The organism is Cupriavidus sp. OV096 (assembly GCF_900115455.1).
Taxonomy (GTDB): domain Bacteria; phylum Pseudomonadota; class Gammaproteobacteria; order Burkholderiales; family Burkholderiaceae; genus Cupriavidus.
Genome location: NZ_FOWM01000014.1, coordinates 1 through 19585, shown reverse-complemented (window position 1 = coordinate 19585; position 19585 = coordinate 1). Strand labels below are relative to the sequence as shown.

The window sequence follows — 19585 nt, the reverse complement described above, 5'->3', positions numbered from 1 at the left end:
AAGGGGCAGGAGGCGGGAGGACTTATTCCCAGTTGCCGATATCGGCGTCGTTGGCGCTGCCGCCGGCCTGGCCGTCGGCGCCAAAGCTGAACACGTCGATTTCGCCGCGCACGCCGGGGTTCAGGTACTGGTAGGCATGGCCCCAGGGGTCTTTCGGCAGCTTTTCGAGGTAGCCGCCGCCCTTCCAGTTGTTCGGCACCGGCTCGGTGGTCGGCTTGCTGACCAACGCCTGCACGCCTTGCTCGGTGGTCGGATAGCGGCCGTTATCGAGGCGATACAGCTTGAGCGCCTGCATGATCGACGAGATATCCTGGCGCGCGGCCACGATACGGGCTTCGTCCGGGCGGCTCATGATCTTGGGCACCACCAGCGCTGCCAGCACCCCCAGGATGACGATCACCACCATGATTTCGATCAGGGTGAAGCCGCGGGCACGGCGCTGGCCATGCGGGCGGGCAGTGGCGGGCGTGCGGGTGGAGGAGAAGTTGGCGAATCTGCGCATCGTGGTGTCTGGCCTTATCGGGATGGACATTCCGCGCCTGACGGGCAGGCACGGCCGGGTATGGCCAGAAAGTATAACCCCCATGGCGTGACTGTTTCGTGTGGGGTGTGGCGTAGCCGGCAGGCATGCATTTATATCTTGCATCTTCAATGCATCTTATCTAGTATTTCAACCACGATGCAACTGACCCGTTTTTCCGACTATGCGCTGCGCCTGCTGATGTATGTATCGCGGGCGGATGGCACCCGGCCGATCACGATTGCCGAGGTCGGCCAGCAATTCGACATCTCGCACAACCACCTCGTGAAAGTGGCCGCGCGGCTGTCGAAGCTCGGCTGGATCACGGCCACGCGTGGCCGCCACGGCGGCCTGCAGCTTGGGCCGGGTGCGGAACGGCTGTCGGTGGGCACGATCCTGCGCGAGCTGGAAGGGCACAAGTCGGTGGTCGACTGCGCTGATCCGCCGTGCGCGCTCAAGGGCAACTGCCGGCTGAAGCTGGCGCTGGACGAGGCCGAGGAGGCCTTCTACCGCGCGCTGGACGGCGTGTCCCTGGGCGATGTCATTGGCAGCCGTACCGCCGAGTCGATCATCACCCTGCATCGTAATTTCCTGAACCGGCGAGCAGCCTGACGGTTCCGGGACATCAGATCCCGGACCCCCGAGCCATGCGCCGGTTTTATTGTGCGATAAAACATGCATCTAGTATGCATGATAATTAATCGGAGTTTTCCAAATGCTGTCGGCAGCTTCCCGCCCCTACATCGATGCCAGCGTTCCCGTGCTGCGTGAGCACGGCCTTGCCATCACGACGCACTTCTATCGCGAAATGTTCGCCGCGCGGCCGGAACTGACCCGGCTGTTCAACATGGGCAACCAGGCCAATGGCGCGCAGCAGCAGTCGCTGGCCTCCGCGGTGTTCGCCTACGCCGCCAATGTGGATCGCGCCGACGTGCTCGCGCCCGTGGTGGAGCGCATTGTCCACAAGCACGTGGCCGTGGGTTTGACCTCCGCGCACTACCCGATCGTCGGCAAGCACCTGCTCGAAGCGATTGCCGCCGTGCTCGGCGACGCCGCCACGCCGCCCCTGATGGCCGCCTGGGACGAAGCCTACTGGCTGCTGGCCGGCGAACTGATCGCCGCCGAAGCACGCCTCTATGACCGCCACAACGTGAAGGCGGGCGAGCTGCAGGCCGTACGCGTGGTGCGCCGCGAAAACGAAGGCGATGCCGTGGTCGCGCTGACCCTCGCCGCCGAGGATGGCACGCCGCTGCGCGACTTCGCGCCGGGCCAGTACATCAGCGTGGAAGCCAATTTTCCCGATGGCGGCCGTCAGCTGCGCCAGTATTCGCTCTCCGCCGAACGTGGTGTGGCGACGTGGCGCATCTCGGTCAAGCGCGAGGCCGGCAATGCCGAGACCCCGGCCGGCGCCGTCTCCAACTGGCTGCATGACACCGCCCGTGTTGGCACGACGCTGAACGTGAGCACGCCGTGGGGCGACTTCGCGCCCGCGCTGGCTGGCAACACGCCGATGGTGCTGATGTCGGCCGGTATCGGCATCACGCCGATGATCTCGGTGCTGCGCACGCTGGCGCTGGAGAACCCGAACCGTCCGGTGTTGTTCGCCCACGCCGCGCGCCATGGCCGTCACCATGCCCATCGCAAGGACCTGGCCTGGGCGCGCGAACGCATGCCCAACCTGCGTACCCATATCAGCTACGAGACGCCCCAGGACGGCGACGTGGCGGGGCATGACTACGACCACGTCGGCACGCTGCCGATCCACGCGCTGCTGACCACCGAGGAAACCTCCGCGTTCCAGGACGGCCAGGTCTATATGTGCGGTCCGATCGGGTTCATGCAGGCCCAGCGCCTGGCGCTGATCTCGGCGGGGATTCCTGTGGGCCATATCCATCGCGAAGTGTTCGGTCCGGACCTGCTGGACGACCTGCTCTGACCCGCTGACTGACAGCCGACACACGCGTCTGGTACGCTAGGCGATCTTCTTTGATCGCCGGCGTGCCGGCGTACTGTCTCGTGGCCACCCTTTCCCGGTCTCCGCTTCGCTTCGACCTCTCCGCTCCCTGGCTGCCCCGCGTCGCGGGGCTGTTGCTATTTGTGGCGCTGTGCGCGCTGGTGACGCACTGGGTGCTCGCGTTCAGCGCGATGCGCACGATCCCGGTGCCCAAGAGCGCGCGTGTGGCGCAGACGGAGGCAGTAGAGACGGGCGCCGTGGCTACGCTGTTCGGCGGCAGCGCCCAGTCGGGCGTGCGTGACGTGCAGTTGATCGGCGTGGTGGCGGACCTCGATGGCGTGGGCCCGGCCGCCGCCATCCTTTCGCTCGATGGCGGGCCGGCCAAGTCCGTGCGCGCCGGGACGTCGCTGTCGCCGCAGATCAAGCTGACCGAGATCCATGGCCGCAACATCGTGATCGAACGCAACGGCGTGCGGCAGGAAATCGCGCTGCCGCTCCAGACCGGCGTCAGCGCCGGCAGCCGTGGCACCGCGCCGGCGGCCCCGCCTTCCGGGGCTGCCGCGCCGCTCTCCACGCCGCTGCAACCGCCGGCCAACCTCGCACCGCCGCCGTCCGTGACGGCTGGCGCGATGGCGCAACCGGCCCAGCCACCTCAGCAGCCCTATCAACCGCCGCCGCCGCAGACCATGCAGCCGCAGCCCCAGGTGGCGCCGGCCCAGATGGCTCCCGGCGGCATGCCGGATGCGCCTGGCGGCGGCTGACCCGCCACCGTTTCAAACCATTGCGCAATATTGGCCTGTCTTTCGCCTGTTTACGCGAGTCATCCTTTCTGTGAGGCCCGTAACATCGTATTAAAAGTGCCAACTTTGCGAGATCGTCTGCGTTCTAATCCGTACATGCCCAACATGACGAAAAGGAGCACAGACATGCAACGGACTCACACGACGCACATCCTGAAGAAGCTGGCGGCCGCCTCGGCCATGGTCGTGGTCGCGGGCGCCGCTTTCGCCCAGGCCACCACGCCGGCCCCGGCACCGACCACCCCGCCGGCCGCCCAGGGCCCGGCAGGCGCCCCGCGCGGCGACATGGGCCGTCACCACGGCGGCCCCGGCCACCATGGCGGCATGTGGCTGAAATCGGTCGATACGGACGGCGACGGCGCCATCTCGAAGGCCGAGGCCGACGCGATGTTCGCCAAGATCGATACCAACAAGGACGGCAAGCTCGACAAGTCGGAACTGGCGGCCTACCGCAAGGCGTCGATGGAGGAGCATCGCGCCAAGATGCGCGCCGAGTTCGAAGCCAAGTTCAAGGCGGCGGACAAGAACAACGACGGCGCGCTGACCCGTGACGAGTTCAAGGCCGCGTTCCCGCGCATGGCCAACCGCTTCGACACGATCGACGCCAACCGCGACGGCAAGGTGACTACCGCCGAAGTGGAGTCGAGCATGAAGAAGATGCGCGACGAACACATGAAGCACCACGGCGGCCCTGGCCGCAGTCCGGGCGCCTCGGCCCCGGCGGTGCCGTCGAGCAGCGGCGGCTAAGCCTTCGCCACCCTGCTGGAAAGCGCGACCTTCGGGTCGCGCTTTTTTTTGCCTCAGTACCTCGGAAAGTGCCGAAGTTGGCACCATCCTTGCCTCTCCGGGGCGCACCGCCGGCGCACGTCGAGGGCGGTTCAGGCGGATTCCTCATCAAATAAATTGCGTAGTTGTGCCTGACTTGCTAAATTTGCGCAAAAAAATTGCCGACAAATATACTGCGGAGCAACAAAACGTGAGCAAGGTGGAGCTGGACAAGATCGACCGCAAGATTCTGGAGGTCCTGCAGACCAACGGGAGGCTGACCAACCTGGAAGTGGCCGAGCGCGTGAACCTGTCGCCGAGCCCATGCCTGCGCCGGATCCGCCGCCTCGAGGAAATCGGGGTGATCCGCCAGTACGCGGCGCTGCTCGAGCCCAACAAGATCGGGCTGGGGCTGCTCGCCTATATCAATGTGCGGCTGGAGAAGCAGGGCGGCACGCCCAAGGGCAAGGCGCCGCTGGACCTGTTCCGCGCGGCCATCCAGAACTGGCCCGAAGTGGCCGCGTGCCACGCCATGACCGGCGAGATGGACCTGCTGCTCAAGGTCTATGTGCAGGATATGGAGCACTTCGCCCGCTTCATGCAGGAGCAGTTGCTGGCCCATCCGTCGGTGATCGATGTTCGTTCGAGCTTCGCGCTGGAGTCGATCAAGGACACCACGGCGCTGCCGGTGGCCGGCGACTGATCGACGAAATCGGCTCGTAAACGCAATCGACGCACCACCAGGGTGCGTCGATTCGTCTTGCGATTCGTGCGATAACGGGCCGAGCCGTCAGATCACGTGCTTCTGCGGCAGCAGCGAGCGCCAGAAGCGCAGGCCGAAGCGCCGTGCGTCGCGCAGGTTGCGGCGGACCATGTAGTCGAGGTCGGCCACCTGTTCGTCGAGCGCCTCGGTCAGGCGGCTCACGGTGTCGGCGGGCGGCAGTTCCAGGTAGGCATCGGCCTCGCCATAGGCGTATTGCACCTTCATGCCGGCCTTCTTGGCGATGTGCATCATCGCTGCATTGCGCGACAGGCAGTGCATGTACAGCGTGCGGACATTGGTATTGCGGCCATGCATTGCGGCACGCTCGAACAGCGCGCTGCCGATGCCCCGGCCCCGCGCGCTCTGCGACACCGACACGCCGAACTCGGCCACGCGGCCCTGGGCGTTGTCGCGCAGGTTGGCAAAGTGGCCCACGCCGATCAGCACGAGGTCTTCGTCATAGACGCCGAACACGGTGTCGTGGTCGAAGTCGATGCTGTCGACGTAGCCTTCGATCACATGGTCGCCAACGGACTGGCCAAAACGGAGCAGGCGATCTTCCTCGCCCAGGGCGAGAAAATGCTTGAGCAGGCGCGAGCGGTGATGCGCGGCCAACTCCCGCACCAGAACGGTGGGGCGATGTCCGGAGCGGCTGGCGGCACTGGCCTCGGCGGCACGGCGAAGATCTTCATCGGTTACGGCACCGACGGCCTTGCTCAGTTCGAGCGGGTTCACTTTGGTTTCCTCTTGCTGCGATCAGTATGAAAAATAGCACCCACACAGTGAATGCCCAGCCACTTTTGGCGTATCTCGGGGCAAACACTAGGTTGCTGCAATGCGAAAAGTATTGTAGTGGAATTGTCAGGGTCGCGTAAGCTTTCGGGCGCAATGGTCGGCGCAGGAAATTGCATCAGACTGTGACGGCCAAGAAAATCCCGTAAAATCAAGCGGTTGCCGGAGAGGCTACAACGTCATATGGGTGACGGTGTGGATTTGCTGCAACGCCGCACACTTCCAGCGGTCTGTGGTGATCAGACGCTAACCGGAATCTTCGCCTTGCCACCCTCCATGCACGAGCCCCCCATCGTTGTGATCTATGCGCATCCCGCGCCCCGCCGTTCCCGCGTCAACCGTCCGCTCGCCGAGGCGCTGGCCGCCCTGCCGCACGTGGCCGTGCGCGAGCTTTACCGGCTTTATGTGGATTACGACATCGACGTCGTGGCCGAGCAGCGGCTGCTTTCCACCAGCGAGACGGTCGTCCTGCAATTCCCGGTCCGCTGGTACAGCGTGCCCGCGCTGCTGAAGCTCTGGATCGACGAAGTGCTCGAGCCCGGCTGGGCCTACGGGCCAGGCGGCACGGCGCTGCGCGGCAAGTCGATGCTGGTGGTGGTCAGCACGGGCGGCCACGCCGATGCCTACGGGCCGGACGGCTCCCACGGCCATCCGATTGCCGATTTCCTGCTGCCGCTCGAGCAGACCGCCGTGCTATGCGGCATGACCTGGCTGCCGCCGGTGGTGCTGCACGATGCCAACAACGCCGATCCGGAGGCCATCGCGCTGCATGTCGAGCATGTGGCCCGGCATCTGGCGCCGCCCGAGCCGGTACCGCCCGAGGTGGCCTCGGCCGATGAAGTGCCGTCCGAGGAGCCGGAGGACGCGCCATGAACCAGCATGACTTCCTGATTGCGCTGCTGGTGTTCCTGGTGGCGGCCGTGGTGGCGGTGCCACTGGCGCGGCGGCTTGGCCTCGGCGCGGTGCTCGGCTACCTGATCGCCGGCGCGGCCATCGGCCCGTTCGCGCTGCGGCTGGTCACCAATGTCGAGTCGATCCTCCATTTCTCGGAGTTCGGCGTCGTGATGATGATGTTCGTCATCGGCCTGGAACTGGAGCCGCGCAAGCTCAAGAACCTCAAGAAATCGATTTTCGGCTACGGGACGACGCAGCTCGCGGTCTGTGCCGTGGTGCTGGGTATCCTGGCCGCGCTGCTGGGCGCGCCGTGGCAGGTGGCGCTGGTGGCGGGGCTTGGCCTGGCGCTGTCTTCCACGGCCATCGCGTTCGCCACGCTGGCCGAGCGGAACCTGATGGGCACCCCGGCTGGCGCGGCCAGCTTCGGCATTCTGCTATTCCAGGATATCGCCGCGATCCCGATGATCGCCTTGCTGCCGCTGCTGGCCGCCGATGCCGTCGGCGCGGTACCGCATGGCCCGCCAGCCTGGCAGACCGCCGGCAAGGCGGTGGCCGTGATGGCGCTGCTGGTGGTGGTGGGCCGCTACCTGGTGCGCCCGGTGCTGCGCTTCATCGCCCGCACGGACATGCGCGAGATGTTCACTGCGTTCGCGCTGCTGCTGGTGGTTGGCATCGCGCTGATGATGGACGCGGTGGGCGTTTCCATGGCACTCGGCACCTTCGTGGCCGGCGTGCTGTTGGCGGATTCGGAGTACCGCCATGCGCTCGAGGCCGACATCGAGCCGTTCAAGGGCCTGCTGCTGGGGCTGTTCTTCATGGCAGTGGGCATGTCGATCGACTTCGGCGTGCTCAGCGAGTCCCCGGGGCAGGTGCTGGGCCTCGTGCTGGGCTTCGTCGCGGTCAAGACGCTGATTCTGGCGCTGCTGGCGCGCCGTTTCGGCATCTCGCGCGGCCAGTGGCTGCTGTTCGGGCTGCTGATCTCGCAAGGCGGCGAGTTCGCCTTCGTGGTGTTCGGCGTGGCCGCCCACGCGGGCCTGCTGCCGCCGCATATGGAGGCGCTGCTGGTGCTGGTCGTGGCCTTGTCGATGGTGGCCACGCCGTTGCTGCTGCTGGTCTTCGACCGCCTGATCGCGCCGCGCCTGCATGCGCTGTCGCGCCGTAAGGACGACGCGATCCCGCCGCAGCACAACCCGGTGCTGATTGCCGGCTTCGGGCGCTTCGGCCAGATCGTCGGCCGCCTGCTGTACTCGCAGGGCATTACGGCGACGATTCTCGACCACGACCCGGACCAGATCGAGTTCCTCAAGGGCTTCGGCTTCAAGGTGTTCTATGGCGACGCCACCCGCGTGGACCTGCTCGAGGCGGCCGGCGCCGGCACGGCCCAGATCCTCGTGGTGGCCATCGAGGGCATGGAAGACAGCCTGGCGCTGATCGACCGCGTGCGAGCGCGCTTCCCGCACCTGAAGATCTACGCACGGGCGCGCCACGTCTCGCACGTGTACCAGCTCAAGGACCGCGGTGTGGAGATCTTCGAGCGGGAGATGTTCGAGGGTTCGCTGATGATGGGCCGCCGCGTGCTGGAGGGGCTGGGCATCGATCCGGCCGACGCGCGCAGCGTGGCCTTGCGCTTCCGGCGTCACAATATCCAGGCGATCGACCGTTTCTACCCGCACTACCGCGACCAGACCAAGCTGGTATCGCTGGCGCGGCAGGCGCGCGACGAACTTGAGGAAATGTTCCGCCAGGACCGCGAACAGCGGCAGAAGCAGGAAGACGCGGAGTGGTCCTGATTCAGGGCTGGGCCGGCGCGCTGCGTGCCAGCCCGTCGGCCAGCCCATTGGCCAGGCCGTTGTCGAGCAGGTCCACGACCATCTCGGCGAACTGGCCGTAAGACAGCTTGCCGCCCGGCTTGAGCCAGGTGAAGGTCCAGTTGATCATGCCGAACACGGTCATCGCCAGCGCGGTCTGGTTCTCGCGCGTGACGCGCGCCGGGTAGGCCAGCCGCAGCTTGCGGGAGAAGGCCGCTACCACGTCGCGCTCGCGCTTCAGGATCAGGTCGCGCTGTTCGTCGGCCAGGAACTTGACGTCGTTGATCAGCGCGATGTGCCGAGTTTGAGACGTTTCGTATTCGGCGAGGAAGGCGCGCAGCAGATCGCCGAAACTCTCGGCGTCGGTACGGCCCTGACGCTCGCTCTCGGCTTCCACCTGGGTGACGATCAGCATCAGCTGGCGCGTGTAGCGGTCCAGCAGGTCGAACAGGATCGCTTCCTTGCTCTCGTAATAGTGATAGAGCCGCGCCTTGGACGTGCCGCAGGCCGCCGCGAGGTCGGCCATCGACGTGCTCGGGTAGCTGCTGGCCGCGAAGGCGGCGGCGGCCAGGTCCAGGATCTGCTCGCGTTGTGCCTCGAAATCGGGCGCCTTGGTTCTTGCCATGGGCCGCTTATTCCGCGCTCGCGCTGAGGGGGTTGCGGCGCAGTTCGCAGGTCTGGAGCGAATCGGCGTTGCCGCGCAGCATGAGCTGCCCGGTGCTGATGAGCTCCCGGCAGCGCCAGAACACGAACCAGTCGCTCGCCAGCAGGCCTTCGATGGCGCCCATGACGCTGGCGACCACCTCGGCGGCCGGCTTCCAGTCCTCGGGCGCGCGCTCCAGGATCACGTCGTCGACGTTATGGTAGGCGGCCGGCACGAGCGTATTGCCCTTCCAGAGCCGCACGTCGGCGTTCTCCTTCACGTTCTGCTGCCACTCGTAGCCCAGCCGGCCCAGCCGCAGCACCGAGACCGGCGCGATGGTCGAGAACCGCCGCGCCAGCCGCGCGGCCGGGTACATGCCGATGGCGGCGAGGTTGCCCTGGGCGGGTACCTCCAGTTCGCGCAGGTCCATCGACACTTCATTGATCCGCTGGGGCGCCTGGTACAGGTGGAAGACCACCCGGCGCAGCATGAGCTGGTCGGAGGCGCTCTGGCCGTGCCAGATGGCGACCTCCAGGTCGTCGCGGCGTAGCGCCTGGAGCTGGTCCAGCGCCTGGCGCATCTCGGCCGCAAAGTCGATATCGGTATGGGGCGCCACCCGCTGCCAGAAGCCGGAGCGGATCAGGCCGGTGCTGTCCACATCCGCGATGGGGCCGACGGCCAGGTCGTCGCGCAGGACGACCACCGGATCGGGACGGGCCGCCTGGGCCAGGGCCTGGCGCAGCGTGTTGCCCGCAACATCGCCGTTGACGACATGGATATATTGCATGACCGTGATTGTATAGGGTGCGACGTGTCCCGGCGGAACCCCGGCCGCCATCGGTCCCGCCGTTGGCGAACGGCCCTGTGGCGGACGATGCGACGCATGGAGCGTGTCCCGCCATTGTAATCACGGCGACAGTCGTGCCACCAGCAACAACTAGCGTTCGTCGTAGCTGACCACCACCCGGGGCGTGAGCGCGCGCGCCTGGCAGGTGAGCACGAACCCTTTTTCCATCTCCCACGGCTCCAGCGTGTAGTTCTTCTCCATCTCGACCTTGCCTTCGAGCACCTTGGCGCGGCAGGTGCAGCAGACCCCGCCCTTGCAGGCGTAGGGCAGGTCCAGACCGGCTGCCAGCGCGGTGTCCAGCACATTGGCGTCCTCCAGCGGCAGGCGCATCTTGTGCTGCTTGCCGTCCAGCACGACCACCAGTTCGGCGGTGCCGGCGTGGCTCGCGTGGTGTTCCGTCGACGTTTTACGAGGCGCGGACGCTAGCGGCACGCCAAAGCGTTCGGCGTGGATCTGGTGCGGATCCAGGCCCGCTTCCTTCAGCGCCGCCTCCACTTCGTCGATCATCGAGGCCGGGCCGCAGACAAAGGCGGCGTCGATATCGTCGACGGGAATCAGCGTTTCCAGGAAGGCGGCCACCCGGGCGCGGTCGAGCCGGCCGTGCAGAAGATCCACCTCCTGTGGCTGGCGGGACAGCACGTGGTAGAGCGTGAAACGGGACAGATACTGGTTCTTCAGATCCTCCAGCGCCTCGGAGAAGATGATGCTGTCCACGCTGCGGTTGCCGTAGACCAGCGTGAAGCGGCTGCGCGGCTCGCGCGCCAGCGTGGTACGGATCAGCGACAGCACCGGCGTGATGCCGCTGCCGGCGGCAAAGGCCACGTAGTGGCGCGCGGCGGCGGTGTCCAGCGGCACGTGGAAGCGGCCATCGGGCGTCATCACCTCGAAGACCTGCCCGGGCGCCACGGTGTCGTGCAGCCAGGTGGAGAACACGCCGTCGTCCACCAGCTTCACGGCTACGCGCAGTTCGCCGCGCTCGTCGTAGTCCTGCACCCCGCAACAGATCGAATAGGAGCGACGCACGTCCTTGCCGTCGACGGGAGCCTTCAGCGTGAGGAACTGGCCCTGCGTGAAGCGGTAGGCGTCGCGCAGCGGCTCGGGCACCTCGAAGGCGATCGACACCGTGTCGGACGTTTCCGGGCGTACCTGCGCCACGCGCAGCGGGTGGAACTGTGGGGTCATCGCGTGTCTGCCTCTGGCTTTCTGGACTTAATACGGCTTGAAGTAGTCGAACGGCTCGCGGCAGTCCAGGCAACGGTGGAGTGCCTTGCACGCCGTGGAGGCAAAGCGCGATAGCTCCTCGGTGTGCGTGCTGCCGCAATGGGGGCAGGCGATGGCCGGGGTTGCGTGGGGTAGGGCGCGTGGGACAAAGCGCAGCGGCCTGACCGTCGCGCTCGCGCCGATCTCGCTGTCTTGCGATCCGCAACGCCCCGGCGGGGCGATGCCGTACGCGCGCAGGCTGGCGCGGCCGGCCTCGGTGATCCAGTCAGTGGTCCAGGCCGGCGCCAGCACCGTGCGCACACGCCACGGCGCCAGTCCGGCGGCTTCGAGCGCGCGGCCCACGTCTTCCTCGATCTGGGACATGGCCGGGCAGCCGGAGTAGGTCGGCGTGATAACCGCCTCCAGCGTCGCGCCATCGTCGGCCAGCCGTACGTCTCGCAAAATGCCGAGATCGCGGATCGACACGACCGGGATTTCGGGGTCCGGCACGGCCTCCAGCGCGGCCCACGCGGCGGCGAGGCGTTCGTCGGCCGAGCGCGGGCCGGTCGCGGTGGCGACGGGGAAGGCCGGTGCGAAGGGGGAGGTGACAGTCGACGCCATCCGCATGACCGGACCCCCGCCTACCACTGCGCGCCGGGGTGGGCGCGTGCCAGCCCCTGCATTTCGGCCAGCAGGTAGCTCATGTGTTCCGAATGCACGCCGAGCTTGCCCGTGGAGACGAACGCCGAGGGCGCCGGCAGGCGCAGCGTGGCGTCCTCCAGAGTGGCGTGGACGATGGCCTCCCAGGCGTCGCGCAGGCTTGCCGTCGGCACGGCCACGCCCTGGTCGGCGGCGGCCTGCTCGACTGGATCGGGCGCGAAGCACTCATTCATATAGGGCAGCAGGTGGTCCAGCGCGCGCTGCATGCGGACGTGGGACGCATCGGTACCGTCGCCCAGCCGCATCACCCATCCCGCCGCATGCTGCAGGTGGTAGCGCGCCTCCTTGGCCGATTTGGCGGCGATGGCGGCCAGCCCCGCGTCCTGGCTGGTCTCCAGCGCGGGCCAGAGTGCGGCCATCAGCGCCCCGTATAGGAAATTTCTCATGATGGTGACCGCGTAGTCGCGCTCGGTCCGGGCCGTGCCGGCCAGCGGGCCGGTGTGCGGCAGCTCCAGCAGCGTCCAGTTGCGGAACTCGCGTTCCTCGCGCCAGTACGCGTACTCGTCCTCCTGGCGCGCGCGGCCGGTGAGCCGGCCTTCGAGTTCGCCGGCATGGGCGTACAGCAGCCGCGCCTGGCCGATCAGGTCCAGGCTGATGTTGGCCAGCGCGATGTCTTCTTCCAGCGCCGGGCCATGGCCGCACCATTCGGCGTTGCGCTGGCCCAGGATCAGCGCGTTGTCGGCCAGCCGCAGCACGTACTGCAGCGGCGCGGTGCGGGCGAGGTCGTGGGAGCTGTCGAGGGCGCGATCGTCGGCGACGAGGGTCTGCGTCATGGTGCCGGCCTTACATATGGTTGACTTCGTCGGGGAGCTGGTAGAACGTCGGGTGCCGGTAGATCTTGTCGGCGGCCGGATCGAACAGCTCGGCCTTCTCCGCCGGCGCGCTGGCCGTGATGGCGGACGAGGGCACCACCCAGATCGACACGCCTTCCTGCCGGCGCGTGTAGACATCGCGAGCCATGTGCAGCGCCTGCTCGGCGTCTGCGGCGTGGAGGCTGCCGCAATGCTTGTGCTCCAGTCCCTGCTTGCTGCGGACGAACACTTCCCACAGCGGCCATTCCTTCTTGCTCGGGTGCGTCTCAGGTGTCGATTGCGCCATGTCTGTCTCCTTGGGCGGCGGTCAGGCGGCTTCGCGCTGCGGTCGTTCGGCGCGGCGGCGGGCGTGGGCCAGCGCGGCCTCGCGCACCCAGGCGCCGTCTTCGTGCGCCTTCACGCGCGTGGCCAGCCGCTCCTTGTTGCAAGGGCCGTCGCCATTGATCACGCGCCAGAATTCGTCCCAGTCGAGTGGGCTGTAGTCGTGGTGGCCGCGCTCGGCATTCCATTTCAGGCCGGGGTCGGGCAGCGTCACGCCCAGCACCTTGGCCTGCTCGACGGTGGCATCGACAAATTTCTGGCGCAGGTCGTCGTTCGAGATCCGCTTGATGCCCCAGGCCATGGTCTGGCCGCTGTTGGTGGAGGCGGCGTCCGGCGGGCCGAACATCATCAGCACCGGGAACCACCAGCGGTTCACCGCGTCCTGGACCATCTCGCGCTGGGCATCGGTGCCGCGCATCATGGCCAGCAGGGCGTCGAAACCCTGGCGCTGGTGGAACGACTCCTCCTTGCAGATGCGGATCATCGCGCGCGCGTACGGGCCGTACGAGCAGCGGCACAGCGGAATCTGGTTCATGATCGCCGCGCCATCGACCAGCCAGCCGATCACGCCGACGTCCGCCCAGGTCAGCGTCGGGTAGTTGAAGATCGACGAATACTTGGCGCGGCCGGTGTGCAGGGCATCGACCAGATCATCGCGCGAGGCATTGAGCGTTTCGGCCGCGCTATATAGATAGAGGCCGTGGCCGCCTTCGTCCTGCACCTTGGCCAGCAGGATGGCCTTGCGCTTGAGCGACGGCGCGCGGCTGATCCAGTTGCCCTCCGGCAGCATGCCGACGATCTCCGAATGCGCGTGCTGCGAAATCTGGCGCACCAGGGTCTTGCGGTAGGCGTCGGGCATCCAGTCCATCGGCTCTATCTTGCCGTCTTCCGCCATGCGCGCGTCGAACGCGGCCTGGCGCGCGGCGAGGCCGGCATCCTGCGGCCCGCCGAGCGGCGTGGCCGTGGGCTGGGCAGGCTGGCCGGGCAGGTCGAGACTCTGCGTGTACATAACGTCTCCTTCTGATGGGTGGCCGCGCGGTGGTTGTTCTTGTCGAGGCTGGACGGCGGCGGCGGGTCTGCTCACTATATATATAAACCGACCGGTCGGTCAATTTAATGGCGTATGGATGGGTGCGCGTGATGGGTGATCCGCCTATCCCATTTTCAGAATCGGCTCATCACGTGGGTTTGGCGCCACGTGTAGTATCGGATGTAGCGGTCGCGGCACGGCTGCGGCGCTTCTCTCTTCTATCGGAGGACAAGGCAATGACTAGCACGGCTTACAACCGGATCGTGGTGGCGGTGGATGGCAGCAGCACGTCCGACCTGGCCCTGCGCGAGGCCCTGCGGGTGGCCGGCGGCGGCTCGACGATCCTGGCGCTCTATGTGGTGGACAACGGCGTGATGCTGTTCGACGCGGGCTACTACGACCCCACGCAGATCGAGCGCGCCTTCGCGGACAGCGGCAAACGCGCGCTGGAGGCGGCCGGCAAGGTGCTGGGCGACGCCGGTGCGACGTTCGAGACGAAACTGGTGACGGAGCCTGCCGTGGCCGGCGACATCGCCGGATCGATCAATGAAGCCGCGCGCCAGTGGGGCGGGGACCTGCTGGTCATCGGCACCCACGGCCGGCGCGGCGTGCGGCGTATCGTGCTCGGCAGCGTGGCCGAGGCGGTGATCCGTCAGGCGACGATGCCGGTGCTGCTGGTACGCGGGCAGGCGGCCGAAGGCTGATCGATCAGTCCGCGAAGCGGAAATGCCCGCTGCGCAGGACGATCTCGCGCGCCTTGGTCAGCTCGAACAGGGTTTCCGCCAGATGCTCAATGCGCTGGCGGTGACTCGTGAACGCGGCGCGCAGGTCGTCTTCGCGCGGCGACTGGGCGCCACAATGGTTCTCGAGCGCCTCGGCGGTCACGGAATACTGCGATGAATTGCCATTGACCGTAGCGGGGCACGATAGCGTCAGACTGGCGGCGCAGTAAGACGGAACGCTGGTCGGGAAGGAGATTTGAGCCATGGCGCACCTCGTACTTGTCGGGAACGGGGAAACGGCGGATATCCAATCATTCTAGGATAGTTGCGAGCGCCTGCCCGAACGCCGAAATGCCGGGCTATCTCATCCCGCCTTGACCCCGCGCAAGCGCGAGCGCGTCGCCAGCGCCTGTTCCGCCACCAGGGTGCGCAGCCTGGCGACCGTGTGATGCGCGGCATCGATATGGTTGTCCGCGTAGCCAGCCTGTTCCGCCAGAAATCGGTCAAAGGGCGGATCGGCGGGCGTTAGCGGTGCCAGCCGGGCCGGCGCCACCGCTGCCGTCACGCCGGTGTGACCCGGTCGGACGGCCACCTCGGCCAGTCGGGCCTCCAGATCGCCAAGCAGTGCCTGCACGGCCGGCACGGGCTTCGTGTAGATCTCCCCCGATTCGGTGCCGGCACGCAGCAGCCCTGCCAGTGCGGCCATTCGCCGCGCTGTGGCATGCAGGGTGCGATGAGTGACCGCCAGCGCCGGATCCAGTTCGGCCGCACATTGGGCGAGCGTGTCCTCGGCACGGGTGGAGGCGCGGCCGGCAGCCACGCGCAGCGCCTCGAGCCGGGCTGGCGCCGCCGACAGCGCGCGCGCCGCGCTGATCGAGGCGCGGAGGTAGACCGCGTTGACCGCGAGCGCATCCAGGCTGTGGCGGAACGCGCGCGACAACTCCGCACGTGGCGCCAGCACCACATAGCTGGCCAGCGCGATCAGGCAGCCGATGGCCGTATCGGCGCCGCGCAATGCCGCCACGTGGCTGCTGCTGGCGGCGGGCTCGCCGAGCCAAGAGAACAGGATGACCGCTGGCGTCAGGCAGAACGCGAACGCGCCGGCATTGCCGGCCAGCCGCGTCGCATAGGCGGCGGCGAGGAATACCGCGCTGATGCCGAGCGCCAGCGTCGGCGTGGGGTGCATCAGGCTGATGCCGCAGGCCAGCAGCGCACCGCCCAGCGAACCGGCAAAGCGCAGAAACGAGATCTGCCGGGTGGTTTGCAGGCGCGGGCTCAGCACCATGATCACGGTGACGGCCACCCAGTAGCTGTGATGGACCTGCCAGATCTGCGACGGCAACAGGCTCAGCCCGCCCGCCAGCGCCAGCCGGAGCGCGTGGCGCGACACCCGGGCATCGCGCGCGGCGAGGTCGGCCAGCGTATGCGCCAGGCGGTCGAGCATGGCCGTGACGCCGGTATTCGGCCAGACGAAGCGCTCGCGCCATCGATCGAAACCGGGGTGCTGGGCCAGCGCGGCCAGGGCGGATTGGTAAGGGGGCGGCGCGGAGGCATTGGGGCGCTGCGCCACGAGGCCACGCAGGTCGCGGGTCAGCATCGCGCTCAGTGCCGGCAGGTCCGGGGCATGACGGGCGAGGGCCTGGCGAACCTGCTCCTGCGTATCGGCGAGGCAGCGCGCGGCATAGGCCAGCGGCAGGCCGTGGGTGTCGCCGGCGCGCTCGCGCAGTTCGCCAGCGACGATCAGCAGGGCGAAGATGGCGTCGGCCACCGCCACGGCGTAGGCGTAGTGGAGCAATCCCAGCGGGTCTCGCAGGCCACGCCGGGCGGTCACGGCGGCGCGCGCCGCTTCGATACGAAGGCGGATTTCCTGCTTATGTGGCGTGCTGTCGTGGGCGGGCGCGGTAGTCGCCAGGAAATCGGCAAAGCGCAGCAGGGCGTCGTAGACGGCGACTACCTCCGTCCGCGGCCGGGTGTCGCGCTGGGAGGGAATCAACAGCAGGCAAACCAGGCAGGCAAAGACGCCGCCTAGCAGGTAGTCGACGCTGCTCGTCCACGCGTAGGTGGCGATCGGTAAACCTTCGGCCGGCTGCAGGCAGGCGGCGATGAGCACCACATAGAGCAGCTTGAGGCACAAAGCGGCTGCGGGGCCGCGTAGCTCGACCAAACCGGCCACCAGCCCTGCGGCTAGCACCACGAGCAGTGCCAGCAGCGGCGACCCCGAAAGGCTCGCGCCCAGTGCGCTGGCCAGCGCACCGCCGATGCCCACGGTGCCCAGCGCACGCATGCGGGCGGCCGCCGTGCCTTGGCGATCAGCCAGGCAGGTCCAGATCGATGCCGTTGCCGACCAGAGATAACCGTGTTCGCCAGTCAGCCAGCCGGTACCGGCCAGCGCCAGGAAAGACAAGGCGTAGACGATGCCACGCCGCAGGTAGGCGGTATCGGGCCAGTATCGGAGAAGGCGCGCAGCGGTAGGCATCGCAGGCAAATTAGGAGAGCGGCGGGGTGTCAGGGTTATTGCTGATGCCACTCTACGATGCTGATTGGTGCATCGCAACAAAGGTGTGGGTTTTCTGCGATTTGCGCGGCAACTGTGCGCGCTTGCACCACGACGGGGAAAAGTGACGCTGACCGGTGCAGATGTCACATTCGTGATGTAGACCGATCAAAAACCGCCTATCGATCTGAGGATTCCACAGATTTTGGGCAAAAAAAACCCGCGCAAGTGATGCGCGGGTTGGAATCCACCGAGGTGGTGGAGGAGACAGACTTCACTATACACAGGTTGTTGCGACGCACCAAGTCCCGCGTTCGAGAATGACTTCAAAAGCGCACAATCACGTTGCATTGGGACAACAGCGCTATCGAAAGAGGTAGGCGATCCACACGGCGGCGGTCATGCCGACCACATCGGCGAACAGCGCACAGCCCAATGCGTGACGGGTATTGCGCACATTGACGCTACCGAAATAGACGGCCATCACATAGAAAGTGGTCTCGGTCGAACCCTGGATGATCGCCGCGAGTCGGCCCTGGAAGGAGTCGACGCCGTAAGTGCTCATCACATCGACCATCAGCCCGCGCGCGCCGGCGCCGGACAGGATCTTCATCAGGCCGACTGGCAGCGCGGGAACGAAGTCGGTATTGAGTCCCAGCCACGCGAATCCGGCCGACAGGCCCTGCATGAGCACGTCCATGCACCCCGAGGCGCGGAACAGTCCGATCGCCACGAGGATCGCCACTAGATAAGGAATGATCTGCACCGCGACGCCGAAGCCTTCCTTGGCGCCATCGATAAAGGCGTCGTAGACATTGACCCGCCGCACCGCGCCGCAAACCAGGAACAGGGTGATCAGCGACAGGATGAAGGCGCTGCCGGCGAGCGCGGCCAACTGGCTCACCTGATCCGGCGGCGCCTGCCGCAGCCAGACGAACAGCCCCCCGACAGCCGCCGCCGTGATCGCGAACGCGGCCAGCACGGCGGGTTTGAGCAGGTTCAGTCGCTGCACCCAGGCCACGGCCAGCAGCCCGGCCAGGCAGGAGACGCCGGTGGCGAGCAGCGTCGGCAGGAAAATATCGGCCGCATTGAAGCCGGTGAGCCCCTGCTTGACGGCCATCGCCTGGCGGATGGCGATGACCGACGTGGGAATCAACGTCAGCCCGGCCGTGTTCAGGACGATGAACATGATCTGGGCGTTGCTGGCGGTGTCCGGCTTGGGATTCAGCGTCTGCAGCTCGCGCATGGCGTTGAGCCCGAGCGGGGTGGCGGCGTTGTCCAGGCCGAGCAGATTGGCGGACACATTCATCATCATCGCGCCCTGTGCCGGGTGGCCCTGCGGCACGCCGGGGAAGAAGTGACGCAGCAATGGGTTCATGGCCCGGGCGAAGAGATCGACCACGCCGGCCCGCTCGCCAATCCGCATGATGCCAATCCAGAGGCACATGACGCCGGCCAGCCCAAGAGAAATCTCGAAAGCGGTGCGCGCGTTGTCAAACAGGCTGGCGAGCATGGCCGGGAAGACCGCCGTGTCGCCGTGAGCCAGCCGCACGCAGGCGGCCAGGAAGGAAATCAGGAAGAATCCAAGCCAGACGAGGTTCAGTGCCATCGACGTATGAGAGGCCAGTGAGAAGCTTCGCCTTGCCTGCTTGCTAATAAGGAGGCGGCGAAGCTTCGCATCATATCGTGCGGATTACGCCAGGTCGGCGCCGCGCTTGGCCAGCAGGTCGCGCAGGATGCTGCGGTGACAGTGAGATTCGTCCTCGCAATAGCAACCGAGCGAGAAGTTCGTCTGATGGGACAAGGCTGCAAGGAGATCTAGCGTGCGGCTGGCATCGGGCTCGGCCATCTCGGCACGGTACTTCTTCTCGAAGGCACGCCACGCCTTGCCGTCCGTGGCGGCCTGGGCCTGCGCGACGAGGTCCGTGGATGGTGCAAGCGCCGGGTACCAGACATCGTAATAGTCACGGCAGGCGAACTCAGCCTTGGGCACCCCGCGCGGCGGCCGTCGCACCGTGCCCATGCGCAGCCCCTCATCCTCGGCGCGCGGCGATCCTAATCTCACGATACGGATGGTCATGGTTTCCTCGTTTTGTGCTCTAAACGGCACCTGAAATGAACTTGAGAATTATTTTGCGAAATCGCTTGCCAGCCTGCCATCAGTCGCCTACTATTCGTCCCCTCGCAACACAAACCGCGCTGCAAACGCAGCAGCGACAAGGGTTGCGGGGTTGATGGGTGGTCGGGCTGAGGAGTTTTCCAGCGCTGACCGCAGCGAAAAAAACTTCGCTGACCTGTTGACGAAACGCAGGTTGTTCTTCATAATCTCGTTTCTCTGCTGCGACGCAAACGACGCAGCGCAGACAAGCAGTACCGCCCCCGGCAAAGCCGGTGTGGCCAGTTCTTTAACAACCAAACAACCGATAAGTGTGGGCGCTTGATGGCGAACGCCACGCAGACTCCGGTCTGCGTGATGCTTCAAAAGTTATTAAGTGCTCGC

At 66.6% G+C, this 19585-nt stretch carries 21 protein-coding genes; 8 read left to right on the top strand and 13 right to left on the bottom strand.

Annotation, left to right across the window (positions count from 1 at the left end; translation table 11 throughout):
- Positions 1–22: 22 nt before the first annotated feature.
- Positions 23–502, bottom strand: coding sequence for a type II secretion system major pseudopilin GspG (gene gspG, locus BM115_RS23470; protein ID WP_092300045.1), 480 nt, complete (start codon positions 500–502; stop codon positions 23–25).
- 177 nt (positions 503–679) lie between these two features.
- Here gspG and BM115_RS23465 point away from each other — a divergent pair, with 177 nt between their 5' ends.
- From BM115_RS23465 to BM115_RS23445, 5 genes are all read left to right on the top strand, one after another.
- Complete coding sequence (locus tag BM115_RS23465; RefSeq protein ID WP_092300042.1) at positions 680–1132, top strand: RrF2 family transcriptional regulator; 453 nt, start codon at positions 680–682, stop codon at positions 1130–1132.
- A 103-nt stretch (positions 1133–1235) separates the two neighbouring features.
- On the top strand, positions 1236–2456 hold the full coding sequence (locus BM115_RS23460) for a globin domain-containing protein (RefSeq protein WP_092300039.1): 1221 nt from the start codon (positions 1236–1238) through the stop codon (positions 2454–2456).
- An 80-nt stretch (positions 2457–2536) separates the two neighbouring features.
- Positions 2537–3235: a general secretion pathway protein gene (locus BM115_RS23455; RefSeq protein ID WP_255370959.1), complete on the top strand. Its 699-nt coding sequence runs from the start codon at positions 2537–2539 to the stop codon at positions 3233–3235.
- A gap of 165 nt (positions 3236–3400) precedes the next feature.
- Positions 3401–4021 (top strand): EF-hand domain-containing protein, encoded by a 621-nt coding sequence (locus tag BM115_RS23450; RefSeq protein ID WP_092300036.1) that lies wholly within the window; start codon positions 3401–3403, stop codon positions 4019–4021.
- 229 nt (positions 4022–4250) lie between these two features.
- The gene (locus BM115_RS23445; RefSeq protein ID WP_092300033.1) at positions 4251–4742 is read left to right on the top strand and encodes an Lrp/AsnC family transcriptional regulator; all 492 of its coding nucleotides are present in this window, start codon (positions 4251–4253) and stop codon (positions 4740–4742) included.
- Between the two features lie 87 nt (positions 4743–4829).
- On the opposite strand, the gene BM115_RS23440 is transcribed toward BM115_RS23445, so the two are convergent.
- Positions 4830–5537: a GNAT family N-acetyltransferase gene (locus BM115_RS23440; protein ID WP_092300030.1), complete on the bottom strand. Its 708-nt coding sequence runs from the start codon at positions 5535–5537 to the stop codon at positions 4830–4832.
- A 333-nt stretch (positions 5538–5870) separates the two neighbouring features.
- Between BM115_RS23440 and BM115_RS23435 the strand changes: the two genes are divergently transcribed.
- Together BM115_RS23435 and kefC are read left to right on the top strand one after the other, a co-directional pair.
- Complete coding sequence (locus tag BM115_RS23435; protein WP_255370958.1) at positions 5871–6467, top strand: glutathione-regulated potassium-efflux system oxidoreductase KefF; 597 nt, start codon at positions 5871–5873, stop codon at positions 6465–6467.
- Positions 6464–8278, top strand: coding sequence for a glutathione-regulated potassium-efflux system protein KefC (kefC, locus tag BM115_RS23430; RefSeq protein ID WP_092300028.1), 1815 nt, complete (start codon positions 6464–6466; stop codon positions 8276–8278). Before BM115_RS23435 ends, kefC begins: the two co-directional genes overlap by 4 nt.
- A 1-nt stretch (position 8279) precedes the next feature.
- On the opposite strand, the gene BM115_RS23425 is transcribed toward kefC, so the two are convergent.
- The 7 genes from BM115_RS23425 to paaA form a co-directional block, all read right to left on the bottom strand.
- Complete coding sequence (locus BM115_RS23425) at positions 8280–8921, bottom strand: TetR/AcrR family transcriptional regulator (protein ID WP_092300025.1); 642 nt, start codon at positions 8919–8921, stop codon at positions 8280–8282.
- 7 nt (positions 8922–8928) lie between these two features.
- Positions 8929–9726 (bottom strand): DUF1835 domain-containing protein, encoded by a 798-nt coding sequence (locus tag BM115_RS23420; protein ID WP_092300022.1) that lies wholly within the window; start codon positions 9724–9726, stop codon positions 8929–8931.
- Between the two features lie 150 nt (positions 9727–9876).
- Complete coding sequence (paaE, locus tag BM115_RS23415; protein ID WP_092300019.1) at positions 9877–10968, bottom strand: 1,2-phenylacetyl-CoA epoxidase subunit PaaE; 1092 nt, start codon at positions 10966–10968, stop codon at positions 9877–9879.
- A 27-nt stretch (positions 10969–10995) separates the two neighbouring features.
- Entirely contained in the window at positions 10996–11607 is a 612-nt protein-coding gene (paaD, locus tag BM115_RS23410; protein WP_255370957.1) for a 1,2-phenylacetyl-CoA epoxidase subunit PaaD, read from the bottom strand.
- Between the two features lie 20 nt (positions 11608–11627).
- A complete protein-coding gene (gene paaC / locus BM115_RS23405; protein WP_092300014.1) occupies positions 11628–12479 on the bottom strand; it encodes a 1,2-phenylacetyl-CoA epoxidase subunit PaaC in 852 nt (283 codons plus the stop codon).
- Positions 12480–12489: 10 nt separating this feature from the next.
- Entirely contained in the window at positions 12490–12804 is a 315-nt protein-coding gene (gene paaB / locus BM115_RS23400; protein ID WP_092300010.1) for a 1,2-phenylacetyl-CoA epoxidase subunit PaaB, read from the bottom strand.
- A 21-nt stretch (positions 12805–12825) separates the two neighbouring features.
- Positions 12826–13848 carry a 1,2-phenylacetyl-CoA epoxidase subunit PaaA gene (gene paaA, locus BM115_RS23395; RefSeq protein ID WP_092300007.1) on the bottom strand — a complete coding sequence of 341 codons (1023 nt, stop codon included), beginning with the start codon at positions 13846–13848 and terminating at the stop codon, positions 12826–12828.
- A 257-nt stretch (positions 13849–14105) separates the two neighbouring features.
- Between paaA and BM115_RS23390 the strand changes: the two genes are divergently transcribed.
- Positions 14106–14573 carry a universal stress protein gene (locus tag BM115_RS23390; protein ID WP_092300003.1) on the top strand — a complete coding sequence of 156 codons (468 nt, stop codon included), beginning with the start codon at positions 14106–14108 and terminating at the stop codon, positions 14571–14573.
- Between the two features lie 4 nt (positions 14574–14577).
- On the opposite strand, the gene BM115_RS23385 is transcribed toward BM115_RS23390, so the two are convergent.
- The 4 genes from BM115_RS23385 to BM115_RS23370 all read right to left on the bottom strand — a co-directional run bounded on the left by BM115_RS23385 (position 14578) and on the right by BM115_RS23370 (position 19165).
- Positions 14578–14856 (bottom strand): DUF1488 family protein, encoded by a 279-nt coding sequence (locus tag BM115_RS23385; RefSeq protein WP_092300000.1) that lies wholly within the window; start codon positions 14854–14856, stop codon positions 14578–14580.
- Between the two features lie 99 nt (positions 14857–14955).
- Positions 14956–17067 (bottom strand): FUSC family protein, encoded by a 2112-nt coding sequence (locus BM115_RS23380; protein ID WP_092299997.1) that lies wholly within the window; start codon positions 17065–17067, stop codon positions 14956–14958.
- A gap of 382 nt (positions 17068–17449) precedes the next feature.
- Positions 17450–18694, bottom strand: a complete 1245-nt coding sequence (locus BM115_RS23375) for a nucleoside recognition domain-containing protein (protein WP_092299994.1) — start codon at positions 18692–18694, stop codon at positions 17450–17452.
- Between the two features lie 84 nt (positions 18695–18778).
- Complete coding sequence (locus BM115_RS23370; protein WP_092299991.1) at positions 18779–19165, bottom strand: DUF488 domain-containing protein; 387 nt, start codon at positions 19163–19165, stop codon at positions 18779–18781.
- Between the last annotated feature and the right edge of the window lie 420 nt (positions 19166–19585).